The organism is Marivirga arenosa (assembly GCF_030503875.2).
GTDB classification, from domain to species: Bacteria; Bacteroidota; Bacteroidia; order Cytophagales; family Cyclobacteriaceae; genus Marivirga; species Marivirga arenosa.
Window position 1 is genome coordinate 207,942 of sequence record NZ_CP129968.2, and the last position, 14,842, is coordinate 222,783.

Here is a 14,842-nt window from a genome sequence, read left to right on the forward strand (position 1 = left end):
TTTGCATTCCCAAACGGGAAAATTCCTCTTTAGCTCAGCTGGTTAGAGCATCTGACTGTTAATCAGAGGGTCCTTGGTTCGAGTCCAAGAAGAGGAGCAAGCCTTACAGAAATGTAAGGCTTTTTTTATGCTCTTTTGTTTATATTAGACTATGAGCACATTTTTCGTTTACATCCTATTCTCTTCAAAAATCAATAAATTCTATATTGGTTATTCTCAAAATCCAGAAAAGAGACTAGAGTTTCATAATTCAACATTAAATAAAATTTGGTCAAAGAGAGGTCAACCCTGGGAGCTGAAAACGACAATTCCATTTAAATCAAAAACAGAAGCTCTAAAAGCTGAGCGAAAAATAAAAAAACTAAAAAGCAAAGCGATCATCAAAGACATTATTGAAAATGGGTGGAAGCATTAGCTTGTCTCCAAACTTGCGCATCTGATCCCGATTCATCGGGAAGGGTCCTTGGTTCGAGTCCAAGAAGAGGAGCAAGCCTTACAGAAATGTAAGGCTTTTTTTATGCTCTTTTGTTTATATTAGACTATGAGCACATTTTTTGTTTATATCCTATTCTCTTCAAAAATTAATAAATTCCATATTGGTTATTCTCAAAACCCAGAAAAGAGACTAGAGTTTCATAATTCAACATTAAATAAAATTTGGTCAAAGAAAGGTTAGCCCAGAGGGCTTAAAACTTCAATTTCATTTGAATCAAATTCAAAAGCTTTAAAAACAGGTAGAATTATTAAAAACTTAGAGAGGTAAATTAATACTATAAAAAACAGAAAGGGCTATAAATACAAAAAGCCTCTCATTACTGAGAAGCTTTTGTGCCAGGAGCGGGACTTGAACCCGCACGAGCTAATGCTCACAAGATTTTAAGTCTTGCGTGTCTACCAATTTCACCATCCCGGCTGAGATGTCTTGTTTGTGTCAAAAAAATAAGTGAGCCTAATGCTCACTTATTCTCTTTTTGAGCGGGAGACGAGGTTCGAACTCGCGACCTCAACCTTGGCAAGGTTGCGCTCTACCAGCTGAGCTACTCTCGCTTTTCCCCGATTGGGATTGCAAATTTAATAGGCAGTTTTTAAAATACAATAGCAATTCAAAAAAAATTTAAAAATTTATGCTACTTGCTTTTTCATCTGTTCTTTTAAAGCTTTTGCTTCTGCTCTATTTTTTGATTTCTTGATATATTTTGGCACTGGTTTCAAGTCCCAAATTAAACCTAACATTGACATAAATTTAAGCCCATAGTAAGTAAGATCCACTTCCCACCAGAAAAATCCTTGGCGTGCAGAACTTTCGTAATAATGGTGGTTATTATGCCAACCTTCCCCTAAAGTTAATAAGGCTAACCAAACACTATTTCTTGACTCATCCCCTGTTTCATAACGTTGTTTCCCAAACTTATGCATAATGCTGTTTATTGAGAATGTAGCATGATAAAGTATGATGGTACTTAAAAAGAAGCCTATAAATAAAGTAGAAAATCCAGCTGATGTAAACATAGCTAGAATACTTCCTCCATTTACTATACCACCCAAAGCCATTACGGTTAAAGCCAATATCACAGGAGGAACCAGATAGTTTTTATTTAACCATCTTAGTTCAGGATATTTGCTGTAGTCATTAATGACTTTAAAATCTGTTTTCTTGAAGTCAGAACCTATAATCCAACCCACATGAGAATACCAAAATCCAAAATGTAGCATACTATGTGGATCTTTTAAAGTATCACTATTTCTGTGATGATGCCTGTGATGAGAAGCCCACCATAAGGCTCCTTTTTGAGCTGAAGTTTGAGCAAAAAATGCAATTAAAAACTGAAACCACCTAGATGTATTATAGCTTCTATGAGAGAAATACCTGTGGTAACCTCCTGTAACCCAAAACATTCTCCAGACATATAAAAATGCACAAACTGTCCAATCGAACCAAGTAGCCCCAGTCCATATTGCACCAAGCGGCAATAAATGAACTATAGCAAAGCTTATTTCTTTTTTCCAGGTTCCTTTTTTCCTGTGTTTTAAGTTTTCTTTAACTGCAACTGCCATTATAATTACTTTAATAAATGAAATACAAAGATAGGACTATTACTTTTTAATCTTTAGTAAAAATAAAAACGAAATGATTTTAAAAATAGTTCTTAGGGAATAAACAATCGAATTTTATTTGTTATATCGTGCTGGAACCAATCTCCAATAAAGATTTAAAGAAACGAAAGTGGTATCCTGATCATTTGTATTTCCGAAGCCAGCATAGGCTTCTATCATAATATCAGCTGAAAAATAATATCCTATTCCTAGGTTAGCATAATTATCCCAGCTTTCCCTTCCGTATTGACCATAATATTCCACAATTATATCCAATGGATAAGGTATAGTAAAAGTAATTCCTGAAAGATAAACCAGATTAGCTCTAGGGCTGCCTGAAGACCAGCTTAATCCTAAATTATTTTCCAAAGCTAGATAGCTGTCTATATTATGTTCAGAAATAGCCGTTATTTGTGCTGCTCCTACTAGCTTGTCAAATTCATTTCTAGAAAAGCCCAAATCAGATTTTAAAGAAAAGTTTTGGCTGATTTTTTTCTTAAACCCTGCTGTGAAGTTGCTTAAGCCATTAGACCTTCTCATTTGATCAGAAACAAAGAGCTGTTGTCTTGAAAAGTTATAGCTGAAGGCTATATCTAAATTATGTAGAACTCCATATTTTATTAAGCCATATTGTGATATTTGCTGATTGTATTGGTTAATATTATTATTTAAACGTTCAATATTTAGCCCATACTCTAGCTGAAGTACATCTTTACCTGTAAAATTCTTCCCACCTGAAAATACTAATTGTTGCAATCCTTGACCATATACAGCCATTCCTACAAAATACAATATGATAGAATAAATAAATTTCATATTTATTTATTCTTCACTAGGCATCATTTCTTCAGGTCTAAAGCGTGTTATAATTCGATAAGAAATCCCTGCAGTTAAAAAATAGCTTTTGTATGGATAATTTGCGCCCCAACCCCCATTTAAATCAATTAGTAAATCTTTATTTAAGTTGTAGCCCAAACCAATATCGAAATAATTATTAATCTGTGACTTTATAAAGTTTCCATAACTCTCAGCAACAAGCGACATATTATCTGTAAGGGCAAAAGAAAAACTAAAGACATAAAAGCCTCTTGGCCTTCCATCTACTCCATTCCAATAAGTTCCAATATTGGTAGTTAAACCTGCATATTCCCCGAAGGGAGTACTATACATTACTCGAAAGCGTGGGGCTAAAAAATCAATTTTATAATCTTCACTTCTTATTCTAGTACTCACTCCTACTTGCAAGGCAAGATGGTCGTTAATTGTTGTTCTAGCTCTAATCAAACTGGTATTAATGCCGCTTCTAGACAGTGATTCAGAGCCATCTTCTAAAAATTCCGTAGAATTAATATGATTAATTACGGTACTCACTTCAAACCTTTCTCTCAATCCAAACCTTATTACTAAATTTTCTGAGGTGTTTTCCACCCTGTAATTCATGCTATCTCTAACATCTCTTACTTCATCATATTGAATTCCTGTTTGAAATTGTAAAACTCCCTTTCCTACAGTACCTGCACCATTAGCGGCACCTGGACGAGCAGTTGCAATGGTTTCACTATATTGCCCAAAAAGCAGGACTGAGTAGCTACTAAAAAGAAAAAAGACTAAAATTTTTTTCATTTTGCTGAGAAAAACAAACGTTTTTTGTCGTTGATCGTCTTTGAATTTTTTAGCGACTGACGGAATTTTTCATCTGGATTATCTATTATATAAGCTGCTTTTTCAACCAGACTTTCAAATTCCTGTGAGGTAGAAATTACTTTATATTTATCAGTTGCATTTAGTATTTGTTCATTTAATGTTGGAAACAGTTCTTCACTTATCGATTCGTATACCTCATCTTGATTATTTTTTACAATAATTTTACTGCCGAAAAGGGTCTTTTTAGTAGAAGTGAAGTTATCTTTAATCCATTCAAATTTTCTATTCATTTTATAAACAGCAAACTCTTTTTGTAACCGTAATTCCTTTTCAACTAACTCAAATGAGTATTTCCAGTTTCTATCATTATATTGAGAAATTGAAGAATAAAGGGTATCATACCATTCTAAGTCATTTGATAAATCATCAAATTCTTTCGTTTGTTCAATAAAATAAGTGAGTTTTTTATCGAAATCATCTTTATAATTATATTCACCAATCACACTGTCATAATCTAGATACAGTGAATCCGATAGGGTTTTTATGGATTTTAGTTGATTTAGGTTTTGAGGGTGAGTTGTATTTAAAACTAATATCTCACTAAATATTTGCTTTTTCTTTTTACTTATCGCTGAATACGTTTTAGCATCAATGCTATTTATTTTATTACCATTTACATCATATTCGCTGATCTCGATTAAATCACCCTTTTCATTGTAGTATTCATGAATTCCCAGCAGCTTACTGGATTGGGTTAGACCATATGATTTTAGCTTACCATTAGTAAAATATTTTTCGGTTTCATAAACCTTTGTTTTATCCTGAATACTTTTTGGAATATCTTCTTGATCAGTAATTAATTCTTTTAGCTGAATTAGATTTTCATTTTCATCAAATATTTGGACGTTATCCGCTAAACCATTAGCATAATTTATTTTTTTAATAATTGAACCATCCTTGCGGTAAGTATTCCATAATTCAATTTTTGAACCTTCCTTTTCTTTTCCACTTTCTTTAAGATTACCATTGGCATAATATTTTTTTATGCTTTTAGTAGTAGGATTCAAAACGGTAATCTCACTTACTAAATTACCATTATCAAACAGCTTTTCAGAATTAAGCTGTCCTCTTTTATTGAAAGTATTTTCAGTTAATAGTTTTCCATCCTTATAATTCTTCCAAACCCCTATTCTTTGAATTTTCCAATCACTATCTAACAATCCTTTTATTTCTGCTTTTCCTTCTGAAGTTTTATTCCCATCAAAGCTATAATTAATTACATAAGGTAACTGATCATTAGAGCTGAAGTCAATAGTTCTGATAAGCTTACCATTATCATAAATTTTTGCAGTTCCGGAAGGATAAGCTGCCACCTTTTGTAATCTAAATTCAAAATTCAAATCTACATATGGTGATTCAAAGTTCTTTAGCAGCTTAAGTTCTTTCTTTAGTTCACCAGTCGCATCATAAACCACAAAATCATTTACTAACCTATTTTTATCAAACTCTGCTGTTAATTTTACTTTTCCTGTATTACAATTGTAAATAATTAGTTCATCATGATATTTTATTTCATCATTCTCAATATATCTAAATCCTAAAGAGAAGGGTTGGTCTTTTAATTCTTCGTTTGATAATTCACCATCATATAAAGGCAAATCAACTTCATCTGCACAATCAATTCTAAACCTATCGAGATTCTGTGACTGAACACCAAACGTGCAAAATATTATAAGCAGTATTACTACATATAGTTTCATAATATAATTATCTATAATTTAAATTTAAGCTGATTTATTCTCGTCAGAATTTGACATATAGGTGCTTTCCGAAACCTTATGAATAATTTTTTCAAGGTTAGAAGCTGACTTTTTAAGGTGATTTAAAATTCTTTTACTACTCTCGTTTACTGATTCAAAATCAAGTAAATTAAGTAAGCCTAAAATTGAAGCTAAGGGGGCCCTTACTTCATGAGCATTAATGAAGGCTATGTCGTCAAGCTTCTTCTCAGATATTCTAATTCTCTTTTCAAGATTTACTTCTTCTGTTATATCGGAAGTATTTAAGATTACGCCCATGATTGTTCCTGTGGAATCAGAAACAGGCTTTAATTCCATGTCAACTATTTTTTCGTAGCCACTTAAATTTTTAAATGAACGACAAAACTTTTGTTTTTGACCCTTTTTAGCTTTATCAAATAAAACTTCAAAGGTCTTAGTAAAACTACCGCTAAAATAAAATGGTAAATACTCATTTAATCTTAATTCTTTATGAGTATACCATGACATAAACTCATAAGCAGTAGCATTGAATTCAATAACATTTCCATCCAAACCAACTAGAATATTGGATTCATCAGCATCATTAAAAATTGCTTTCATCCAACTATCCGTGGTCTCTTTTTCTGTAATTAAACTTTGCTGAGATTTACCAACCGTTGCAATCAAATTGAAGCCAATATATTGACCATTTAAATCTCGAGTTGGAATTATATTGGTATGATACCAAGAAATACTTTCTCCTACCTTATTAGGAAAAGCAAAATTTCCATTCCAAGACTTTTGCTGCCTTACCAAATAGGTTAACTCATCTTTAATGTATTCAGGTAATTCTTCACATAAGTGTTGAAAGAAATTTAAACCTGCTAGTTCATCTCTTCTAATACCAGTAGCCTTAAGGAAAGTATCATTGGCAGAAAGGACATCAAAATCCTCATTAAAAGATAAAAGCACGACATTATTTGAAAGAAAATCTATTGGGTCTTGCTTTACCTTTTGTGCCTGTTGAATGTTTATTACTTTTTCCATACAAATCCTTAAACAACATTAGTCCTGTATGGTTTTGTATATATAGACTAAACGTAATCAGTAATTATACCTTAATAGAAATGTACATTTGTAAACTAATATATGTTTACACACGAAATAAGGGTTTAAATAAAATATAAAGGCATTTAACTATTTGAAAAATATTAAGCGCTTGTGGATAAGTTGTGGATAAGTTTTGTTTAACTTTTTAATTTTTTTATTCAACAGATCTATTTCAGCTTACTTTTTAGTTCATTTAACTTTAATAATGCTTCTACTGGGGACAAGGTATTAATGTCAATATTTTCAATCAAATCTTTAATTTCTGACATAGCTGGGTCTGCTTCAAACATATTTAGCTGATAATTATTCTTAGGAACTTCATTCATTTTTTTATTTGTTCTTTCACGAATTTTATCTTTTTCCAAATGATGCATAATTTCATTTGCTCGGAGGACAACAGGATTTGGCATTCCGGCAATATGAGCTACATGGATACCAAAACTATGCTCACTGCCTCCCTTTTTCAACTTTCTTAAAAAGATAATTTCACCATCAATTTCTTTAACTGATACATTAAAGTTTTTAATTCTTGGAAAATCATGGGCTAACTGATTGAGCTCATGATAATGAGTAGCAAATAAAGTCTTCGCTTTAAATTTCGGATGGTTATGCAGGAATTCAACTATACTCCAGGCAATGGAAACGCCATCATAAGTACTAGTACCTCGACCAATTTCATCCATTAAGATCAAACTTCTATCCGATAAATTATTTAAAATGCTAGCCGTTTCAGTCATTTCTACCATAAAGGTTGACTCCCCTTTCGAAAGATTATCAGAAGCGCCCACTCTGGTAAAAACTTTATCTACCATGCCAATTTCAGCTGATTTAGCAGGAACGTAACAGCCCATTTGCGCCATTAACACAATTAGTGCCGTTTGTCTGAGCAAAGCTGATTTACCCGCCATATTAGGCCCAGTAATAATCATAATCTGTTGACTTTCATTATCTAGAAATACATCATTGGGGATATATTCTTCTCCATGTGGCAATTGCTGTTCAATAACAGGGTGCCTCCCCGATTTTATATCTAAAGATGAATCTTCTAAAATACTAGGCTTTACGTATTCATTGGCTAGTGATATTTCTGCAAAACTTAATAGACAATCTACTTGAGCTATAACTCTTGCATTCTGTTGAATAGGGGTTACAAAATCCATTGCATTTTGCAGTAAGGATTGGAATATCTTCTGCTCAATGACTACCATTTTATCTTCAGCACCTAAAATCTTCTCTTCATATTGCTTAAGCTCTTCAGTGATGTAGCGTTCAGCATTTACTAAAGTTTGCTTTCGAATCCATTCTTGAGGTACTTTATCTTTATGGGCATTTGTTACTTCTAAATAATAGCCAAAGACTTTATTATAGGCAACTTTTAAAGAAGAGATGCCTGTTTGCTCCATTTCTCGTTTTTGAAGCTGTAATAGATAGTCTTTACCTGAAAATGCTATTTTCTTTAATTCATCTAATTCTTCGTCAACTCCTTCCTTAATTAAATTACCTTGATTAGTCAATAAAGGAGCATCCTCCATCAACTGCTTATCAATTAACTCATAAAGGTATTCGCAAGTGTTTATTTGATCTGCTAACTTTTTTAAGACTTCAACATTTGAATTCTGAAGTTCTTGTTTTAGAGGCACCATTAATCCTAAAGCTTTCTTCAGCTGGTTGAGTTCTCTTGGGTTTACCCTTCCTACTGCGACTTTAGATATAAGCCTCTCAACATCTCCCATGGTTTTTAATGAAGAAGATATTTTCTCTCGTAGATCAGCACCTTCATAAAAGGCTTCTACCACTTTCAGCCTTTCCTCTATTACCGCTTTGTCTTTAACGGGCAACACCATCCATTTCTTAATTTGGCGAGAACCCATTGGCGTTAAGGTTCTATCTAACACCTGAATTAATGGAATTCCTCCTTCTTGTTGAGGATAAACAAGCTCTAGATTTCGGATCGTAAATTTATCCATCCAGACATACTTCTCCTCCTCAATTCTGGAAATGGAAGCGATATGTTCTATCTTTTTATGTTCTGTTTCTTCTAGATAATGAAGAATCGCCCCAGCAGCAATAATCCCTTCTTCTAGTGATTCAATCCCAAAACCTTTGAGGGAGTTTGTCTTAAATTGTTTGGTTAATTTTTCATAGGCAAAGTCAAATGCATAAATCCAATCTTCCAAAAGATGAACATTATAATCATTGGAAAATTTTTCTTCAAAATGATTCCTTGCGCCTTTAGAATAGATAATTTCTGAAGGCTGAAATCCTTGCAGTAGTTTATCGATATAGGCTGCATTTCCTGAAGCCGTCATAAATTCTCCTGTGGAAATATCTAAGAAAGCTACGCCTAAAGAATTTTGAGAAAAGTGAATAGAGGCTAAATAATTATTTCTTCCCGTTTCAAGGACATTATCGTCAAAACTGACCCCAGGAGTTACGAGTTCAGTCACTCCTCTTTTCACAATTCCTTTTACTGATTTTGGATCTTCTAATTGGTCACAAATAGCAACTCTATGGCCTGCTCTAACCAATTTAGGCAAGTAGTTATCCATAGCATGGTGAGGAAAACCAGCCAATTCAATATGAGATGCAGACCCATTCGCCCTTTTAGTCAAAATGATATTTAAAACCTTACTAGCTTTAACAGCATCCTCCCCAAATGTTTCATAAAAATCACCAACACGAAAAAGCAAAAGTGCACCAGGATACTTTGCTTTTATCTGATTATACTGCTTCATTAAAGGAGTTTCCTTCGCTTCTTTAGTCTTCGCCATGCTTTTAGGGAAATGTTCTTACTTTTGCAGTTCAAAGATGATAAAATATGAGGAAATTAGCCAATGAGGAATTAAATCGATTAGAAGTAGAGGAATTTAAAGAAACTCCTAAAAACCCCATTGTTTTAGTGCTAGATAATGTTAGAAGCATGAATAATGTAGGTTCAGCCTTTAGAACTTCTGATGCATTTTTAATCGAAAAAATTTATTTGTGTGGCATAACTGCTAAGCCTCCTCATAGAGAAATTAATAAAACAGCATTGGGAGCAACCGATTCAGTAGAATGGGAACACCTAGAAAATACTTTAGATGCGGTTGAAAAACTTAAAAAAGAGGGCTATAAAGTAATGAGCGTTGAGCAGGCTGAAGAAAGTTTAAGCTTGGAAGAATTCAATCCTCAAAAAGATGAAAAGTATGCTTTTGTTTTTGGAAATGAAGTATTCGGGGTAGAACAGGAAGTAGTGGACAAAAGTGACCATTGTCTAGAAATTCCTCAATTTGGTACCAAGCACTCTTTGAATATTTCCGTTAGTATTGGTGTGGTTTTATGGCATACTGTACTAACTGCAGGATTGGTGCAGAAATAGTCTATTATTAAAATTTAAGATCAAGCGTTACATAAAAATTTCTTCCTGCTGAAGGTATGATGCCAGGACCTGGATAACCTGTTGCTCTTCTCGTAAAGTAGAAATTATTAGTTAAATTATTAATTCCTGCCTCCAGCTGAGCAAACTTATATTTATACTTAGCGCTTAAATCCAGAACATGGAAAGAAGGGATAATACCATCTACTCCTGTAGCCGTTCTTTCTGCATTAGTTGCTTCAGTATATTGCTCACTTAAATAAGTGAATTGAAGTGTTGAGGAGAAACTTTTCCATTCATAATTTAATCCTGTTTTAATATTAACCTCCGGAACTAATTCTACTTTGTTTCCAGCTATAGCACTTTCCTGATTATCTTCAGCATACCTACCTCTGATAAAGGCTGCATTTAAGAAGGTGGAAAATTCATGAATAGGCTTCGGATTTAAAAATTTGCTCCAATTCATTTCTGTATAAGATTCAACACCTGCTATAGCTGCATTACCCACATTAGTTCTAAATCTATAAATTCTAGGAAAGCCATCTATAGCATCATCGTATCGAAGTAATGCACCTAATCTATCGTTATAAGCCAAATAAAATAAGCTCCAATCAAAATTTAAGAAATCGCTATAATTTCCTCTAAATCCTAAATCAGCATTATATCCGCTTTCATCTTTTAGGTTCGGATCAACCAAAATATTGGTATTATTAACTCTTAAATCATTGAAGTTAATTCCTCTATAATTCATTGAAATATTCGAATATACTTCTAAATCAGATTCCGTTTTGTAGCTTATTCCTATCCCACCCAATATGAAAGAGCGATCAAGGTTTTTAGACTCGTAAATTGTAGTATCAAATATTATATTTCCAGCTAAATCTTCAACTGAATTCCTATAATAACCAGTACTATTTGTACTTATATATTCCCATCTTACACCTGGTGTAATGGATAATTTATCATTTACATTTATTATGTTTTCAGCAAAAACAGCAATGTTTTCTGATGGATATCTAAATGCTAGGTCTTCTAATTCTGAAGGATTATTGAATCTGAAATCGGCCTCGAAACCAGCAGGGCCTAAGCCTTGTCTTTGTTGCGTATTTCCTTTAAAGTATCTGGCACCGATTGCTGCTGCTTGAATTTGGCCAAATAGGTCATAACGATGCAAAAACCTCAATTCAGAACCAAAGTTTTCATAATCATCCCACAAAAGATTTCTTTCTTCTTCTGGAAAATCAACTTGAGTAACACGTTCTAGATTACCCAAAGCCTTTCTAGAACCTACCAATCCAAAAGTTTTCCAGTTAATTTTAGTCTTTTCATTAAACTTATAGTCCACTATCATAGCTGGAATATTCCATTGAATAGCAAACCAGTTCCTTTCTCTTACCGATTGAGTTGGATCTTGCTCAAACATACGGTCGGTTAAACCTCCTGCTTGCTGCGCTAAATAATCCATGTGAGTGAATTCAAAACACAAATACAGCTTATCGGTCAAATTCATATTTAGATCGGCAAATAGCGTATTGGATTCAAAGGATTCATTATCTCTAAAACCATCTCCTTGTTTTCTTTGATAGAAAACAAAGTAATCCATATCCCCAGTATTACCCGTAACACTATTGTAAGAACTTAAAAGACCGAATGAGCCTACAGTATTTCGGGTATGAAATTGAAAAGGGTCTCCCTCAGGTGCTCTTTTGAAAAGGAAATTGATCATTCCTCCGAATTGAGAACCGTATTGTAATGATGCAGCCCCTCTAACCACTTCTATCTTAGATAAAGATTCAACGGGTGGAGTATAATAACTTTCCGGATAGCCTAATGGGTCTGCAGAAATATCATATCCATTTTGTCTGGTATTGAAATTAGATGTTCTATTAGGATTAAGTCCTCTTCCTCCAATTCCTAATTGTAAGCCTCCACCATCACTTTCCCATATATTTAAACCTGGAACCTTGGCAAATACTTGACGAGCATTATTGGTTGCTAAATTTCCATTTAATTGATCAATGTTGATGACCTCATTTTTCTTCGCCTCATATATTAAGGTCCCTTCAACTGGATTTAATCGAGTAACATTAAACACTTCAGATTTTTTACCATAAGCTTTCACTTCATCTAAAGTTTCAAGAAGAGGTTTTAATGAGAAATTGATGGTCTTCCAGCCTGATTCAATCTTAATTTCTTTGATTTCGCTTTGTCTTCCCAAATAGAAGGCCGCAACTTTATATTCTCCAGAAGGTAATTCTAATTTATAATTTCCCTTTTTATCCGTAACTGCTTTAAGGTTACTATCGAGCACAAAAATTTCAGCTTGTTCAATGGCATCATTACTTTCTGAATCACTTACTTTACCCTTTAAACCTTGCGCTATTGCAGCATTTTGAAAAATACCGATTAACAAAATGATATGTATACAATACTTTTTCATTGATTGTATGGTAGTACCCAATTTTTATGTTGATAACCTCTTTTTATGCTCGCTAAATTTATATTTGGATCGATAAAGGGGCGACTACCTTTACCATTCACTGCGGCATAGCTTTCCACAAAAACTTTTGCAGAAGCATTAAATTCTTCTTGATATATATCTCTTAAAAAGTGAGAAAATTGTAAGATCATGTCTGGCTGGGTGTTCATCATTTTTTCCTGCACAGCTGTTAAATATTGCTGAGGCATCACTTTAAATGATTTGTTCAGGTCTGGAATTTCTACTGTAAATTCTGAGTATCCTACCTTCTCCATTAGCATAACTCTCCACGAAAATCTATAGCCTTGCTCTGTCCAAAAAAGATTACCTGGGTAAAGTGTGTAGCGAAATGGTAAAAGAAGCTGTATTCCGAAAAAAATAATTAAGAAATATTTCAATATACCAAGTTTGTAACTTTTACTAGATTGTATTTCTGGAACCTGAATGTTTTGAAAAAACCTATTCCATAATCTTTTGTGAAAGTCTTCAGAAAAGAAAATCAAGGTACTTAATACCATTATATATGGAAACATTCCGATTTGGAATAAGGCTGCAGTCATAAAGTGGAAAGCAATAACCGTTAAATAAGCTATTACTCTAGTGCGCTTCCAAAGTAAGAAAAACGGTATAGTTAAATCGTAAAAGGCACCAAACCAGCTAAAAACATATGCTGTGAATTTGTAATCAAACAACCAACCAATTAATGGAGTATCTACTCTAGAAGGTAGCCAGATTTTTAAGGGTAAGGCTTCAATCAACCAATCTGATTGCAATTTTGCTAGCCCAGCAAAAAAATAAACAATGCATAATTGTATAATGATGACATCAATAGTCCAGGATGGAACATAGAAACTCTGCTGTTTTTTTCTCCAGGCATCAAAAGAATAGGCTTGATTTGCTGGTACCAAAATGAGTAAAAAGGCAACTATGCTTACAAAATAGTAATGATTAAGATAATTCGTTTTATCAATTAGCTCTACATAGGTGAAAGACAGGAAAAATAAGGATGCACTAAATCGGTAAAAAGCTCCAAATGCAATTCCGATAGCAGAGATACCCATTAATGCAAACAAGATGTACATTCCCGGATCACCTAAAGACTTTATCCATTCAAAGCCATAATAAGGGAAATAAAAGTCTGGCTCTATATATTGTTTAGCTATCCAACCATTAGCCCAAAATCTAATAATAGAAGCTAGCATCATAACACCAAAAGCTACACGGAATGTAGCTAGTGGCGCAATATGTTTCAATTGATTAGGACGATATTTTAATGACCAGTTAGTCACCGTCATTATCCTGGAAAGTAATGGAAACTGATAATGCTGAGGTCATATCAACTTTTATAAGTGGAATCACTATTTGCAATTGATTATAAACCTCAACCAAATTACTTCCTTCATTAGCTGCTAGTTCGCTGTAAGGAGCATTTATGGACTCCATTAAATCTAATGCAGCTTGCGACTCATTAATAATCGAAGTACTTAAAGGATTTTCATTTCTATCAATTGCATTAAGGGCATCTAGGTAATCATCCATTCCTAAGCCATCAGTTGTAGAATTAAAAGCTTGTCCTTTGAACACTTCAATTGAAGACTTTACTGACTCTTTAGCTAAATCACCTGACCAGCCAGAAAAATAAGCTTCAACGCTTTGGGGACTTACTATACCGCCAGTTCTAGGATTACCACCAGAGGGAAAACCAATTTTAGCATTCTTAAGTCGAATATCGAACTGAAAATTATATTCATTTACTAGCAAACTAGTTCCACTTCCTACATCCGTTCCAATGTTACTAATAAATGTCTCTCGGTAAGGATCCCAGCCTTCTGATACAATATTCGAAGCAGTTTGAATATCCGCTATAACATCCGATAAGTATTTCAGTCTGCTTTCTCCTAAATCTGGATCTCCAAAATAAGATAAAACTTCTTCCTGACTAGCTCCAGTTCCAAATAATAAATAATCAATAGCAGGAAATCCTTTAGCTGCTACATTTGATGCAGAACCAATTATATAGTCTTGATTATTGATATTCTGTTCAATCAATTCCGTGTTGGTGGGAAAAATATTAACTCTATCCCTTAAGTTAACACTTGAAACAGGGCCTACATGTACAAAAGCTAAGTGTTGATACGCTAACCAAGCTTCTTTAAATTCTGATCTTAATTCGTTAAGGCTTTCTAAAGATGGGTTAGTAGCAAATGAACTGCTAGCCACAGAAATTCCTTCAACTTCTGATGCAAAATTTAAAATTGACGGCTTGATTACATTATCAGCCATATTGACTAAAAATGCTTCTCTATCAAAATCAACCTTTTCACTACCTGTGTTATCATCACAGGCGGTGAATAAGGTTAACAAAAATATGAAGAATAAATATTTAATGTGTCTCATATT

The 14,842-nt window shown here is 33.5% G+C and carries 12 protein-coding genes and 3 tRNA genes; 4 read left to right on the plus strand and 11 right to left on the minus strand.

The window, feature by feature from the left end; all coding sequences use genetic code 11:
- Window positions 1–23: 23 nt before the first annotated feature.
- The 3 genes from QYS47_RS00910 to QYS47_RS17515 all read left to right on the plus strand — a co-directional run bounded on the left by QYS47_RS00910 (window position 24) and on the right by QYS47_RS17515 (window position 676).
- Window positions 24–97: transfer RNA gene (locus tag QYS47_RS00910), tRNA-Asn, on the plus strand.
- 54 nt (window positions 98–151) lie between these two features.
- Window positions 152–415: a GIY-YIG nuclease family protein gene (locus QYS47_RS00915; protein ID WP_302128562.1), complete on the plus strand. Its 264-nt coding sequence runs from the start codon at window positions 152–154 to the stop codon at window positions 413–415.
- A 126-nt stretch (window positions 416–541) separates the two neighbouring features.
- On the plus strand, window positions 542–676 hold the full coding sequence (locus QYS47_RS17515) for a GIY-YIG nuclease family protein (protein WP_407660348.1): 135 nt from the start codon (window positions 542–544) through the stop codon (window positions 674–676).
- Window positions 677–829: 153 nt separating this feature from the next.
- On the opposite strand, the gene QYS47_RS00920 is transcribed toward QYS47_RS17515, so the two are convergent.
- The 8 genes from QYS47_RS00920 to mutS form a co-directional block, all read right to left on the minus strand.
- Window positions 830–913: transfer RNA gene (locus QYS47_RS00920), tRNA-Leu, on the minus strand.
- A gap of 61 nt (window positions 914–974) precedes the next feature.
- Window positions 975–1,047: transfer RNA gene (locus tag QYS47_RS00925), tRNA-Gly, on the minus strand.
- A gap of 75 nt (window positions 1,048–1,122) precedes the next feature.
- Window positions 1,123–2,055 carry an acyl-CoA desaturase gene (locus QYS47_RS00930; RefSeq protein WP_322347380.1) on the minus strand — a complete coding sequence of 311 codons (933 nt, stop codon included), beginning with the start codon at window positions 2,053–2,055 and terminating at the stop codon, window positions 1,123–1,125.
- Window positions 2,056–2,169: 114 nt separating this feature from the next.
- Window positions 2,170–2,910: a hypothetical protein gene (locus tag QYS47_RS00935; RefSeq protein ID WP_302128559.1), complete on the minus strand. Its 741-nt coding sequence runs from the start codon at window positions 2,908–2,910 to the stop codon at window positions 2,170–2,172.
- 6 nt (window positions 2,911–2,916) lie between these two features.
- A complete protein-coding gene (locus QYS47_RS00940; protein WP_322347381.1) occupies window positions 2,917–3,717 on the minus strand; it encodes a transporter in 801 nt (266 codons plus the stop codon).
- Complete coding sequence (locus tag QYS47_RS00945) at window positions 3,714–5,498, minus strand: toxin-antitoxin system YwqK family antitoxin (protein ID WP_322347382.1); 1,785 nt, start codon at window positions 5,496–5,498, stop codon at window positions 3,714–3,716. The genes QYS47_RS00940 and QYS47_RS00945 overlap by 4 nt, the downstream gene beginning before the upstream one ends.
- Window positions 5,499–5,522: 24 nt before the next feature.
- A complete protein-coding gene (locus QYS47_RS00950; protein ID WP_322347383.1) occupies window positions 5,523–6,545 on the minus strand; it encodes a PAS domain S-box protein in 1,023 nt (340 codons plus the stop codon).
- A 230-nt stretch (window positions 6,546–6,775) separates the two neighbouring features.
- A complete protein-coding gene (mutS, locus tag QYS47_RS00955; RefSeq protein ID WP_322347384.1) occupies window positions 6,776–9,379 on the minus strand; it encodes a DNA mismatch repair protein MutS in 2,604 nt (867 codons plus the stop codon).
- A 47-nt stretch (window positions 9,380–9,426) separates the two neighbouring features.
- On the opposite strand from mutS, the gene QYS47_RS00960 reads away from it, so the two are divergent.
- Window positions 9,427–9,966, plus strand: a complete 540-nt coding sequence (locus tag QYS47_RS00960; protein ID WP_322347385.1) for an RNA methyltransferase — start codon at window positions 9,427–9,429, stop codon at window positions 9,964–9,966.
- A 7-nt stretch (window positions 9,967–9,973) separates the two neighbouring features.
- Here QYS47_RS00960 and QYS47_RS00965 read toward each other — a convergent pair whose 3' ends face one another.
- Genes QYS47_RS00965 through QYS47_RS00975 form a run of 3 tightly spaced genes read right to left on the minus strand, consistent with a single transcriptional unit; the run spans window position 9,974 to window position 14,839 of the window.
- Entirely contained in the window at window positions 9,974–12,403 is a 2,430-nt protein-coding gene (locus QYS47_RS00965) for a TonB-dependent receptor (RefSeq protein ID WP_322347386.1), read from the minus strand.
- Window positions 12,400–13,737, minus strand: a complete 1,338-nt coding sequence (locus QYS47_RS00970) for an HTTM domain-containing protein (protein WP_322347387.1) — start codon at window positions 13,735–13,737, stop codon at window positions 12,400–12,402. Before QYS47_RS00970 ends, QYS47_RS00965 begins: the two co-directional genes overlap by 4 nt.
- Window positions 13,724–14,839 carry an imelysin family protein gene (locus QYS47_RS00975; RefSeq protein ID WP_322347388.1) on the minus strand — a complete coding sequence of 372 codons (1,116 nt, stop codon included), beginning with the start codon at window positions 14,837–14,839 and terminating at the stop codon, window positions 13,724–13,726. Before QYS47_RS00975 ends, QYS47_RS00970 begins: the two co-directional genes overlap by 14 nt.
- Window positions 14,840–14,842: the final 3 nt, after the last annotated feature.